Genomic DNA, 1,445 nt, shown 5'->3' with positions numbered 1-1,445 from the left:
TCTCTTGAAATCCCAAAAAATGCACACTTTTTCCGGTATACCCTTCCAAACCCTTGCACTAATTTCTGTGTTTATCAGCCTCTAACCTTTGATATATCAAGGTTTTAGGTTTATTCAGCAAACCCTAACTACTTGCTAGTAATATATTTTACAACTAACTTGATTAAGGCTTAAATCCATGATCGTCTGCCCAAATTGCAATCATCCCAATCCAGACGGCGCTGTTCAGTGTGAAGCTTGTTATACGCCGTTACCAGCGACTACAAACTGTCCCAGTTGTGGGGCAACTGTACAAGCTGATGCTGCTTTTTGCGGTCAGTGTGGCTATAACCTACACTCCGCTCCTGTTGTAGCAGAACCAACGGTAGTAAGTGCAACCATCGATCCTAATATTCCTGTGGAAGTACCACCTTTGGTTACTCCTGACCCCATGTTAGAACTTTTACAAGCTAATCCTTTAGGACTCGATACTTATACTCATCCTCCTGTTGCTTCTACTCTACCACCAACAGTCGTGGCAGCAGTTCCACAAGCCGCACCGGCACCGGCACCCGCACCAGTTCCACCTCCAGCAGCAGTAGCTCCACCCGTACCCACACCAGCACCCGCACCAGTTCCACCTCCAGCCGCAGTAGCCCCACCCGTACCCACACCAGCACCCGTACCAGTTCCACCTCCAGCACCAGTTCCAGAAGCGGTAGTTCCACCAGCACCTGTGCCAGCACCTGTGCCAGTTGTAGTTCCAGTTCCAGTTCCAGTTCCAGAAGCGGTAGTTCCACCAGCACCAGTACCCGAACCACAACCAGAAGCACCAGCACCCGCAGTAGCAGTATCTAAAACTCAATTACAACAAGTGGTGGCGCGGCTATTCCATGTCCAAAGTAACCAAGAAATTGAATTACTGCAAAATGTGTCTGTAATTCATATTGGTAAACCCAATGATCGCATTCCCCCAGATATTGATGTAGCAGGATTTCCTAATTCAGAAATTGTCTCACGGATTCATGCAGATATTCGTGTTGAGGGAGATGCACATTATATAGAAGATGTGGGTAGTTCTAACGGCACTTATATTAATAATTTGCCGTTATTACCAGGAAATAGACACCGCTTACGTCCAGGCGATCGCATCAGTTTGGGTAAGGGAGATTTGGTAACTTTCTTATTTCAACTTTCTTAGAGAATAATTCGTAATTGATAATTCGTAATTCGTAATTAATAATTAGTAATTAGTAATTAGTAATTAGTAATTAGTAATTAGTAATTAGTAATTAGTAATTATAAATTACGAGTTACGGATTATTAGTAGGAATATTACATAATAGACCTGTCCGAAATATATAACGGAAAAATGGTAGAACGGTAAATGGAAAATATACCGTGGTTCTACCAAAGATGAAAAATATTACCAATTATATACATATGTACCCAAAACGCGCTAGGGG

The 1,445-nt window shown here is 43.0% G+C and carries 1 protein-coding gene; it reads left to right on the top strand.

Annotated elements, in window-relative coordinates; translation table 11 throughout:
- The first annotated feature begins 178 nt into the window (after nucleotides 1-178).
- The gene (locus tag FFR48_RS27805) at nucleotides 179-1,180 is read left to right on the top strand and encodes a double zinc ribbon and FHA domain-containing protein (protein WP_137669569.1); all 1,002 of its coding nucleotides are present in this window, start codon (nucleotides 179-181) and stop codon (nucleotides 1,178-1,180) included.
- The last annotated feature ends 265 nt before the right edge of the window (nucleotides 1,181-1,445 follow it).

This window comes from Sphaerospermopsis reniformis (assembly GCF_005402885.1).
GTDB lineage: Bacteria > Cyanobacteriota > Cyanobacteriia > Cyanobacteriales > Nostocaceae > Sphaerospermopsis > Sphaerospermopsis kisseleviana.
Note: the sequence above shows the minus strand (reverse complement) of the source record. Positions and strands in the feature narration are given on the sequence as shown.

Bases quoted from the DNA above. Each gene is read 5' to 3' on its own strand.
- FFR48_RS27805 (WP_137669569.1), top strand. From the start codon at position 179: ATGATCGTCTGCCCAAATTGCAATCATCCCAATCCAGACGGCGCTGTT.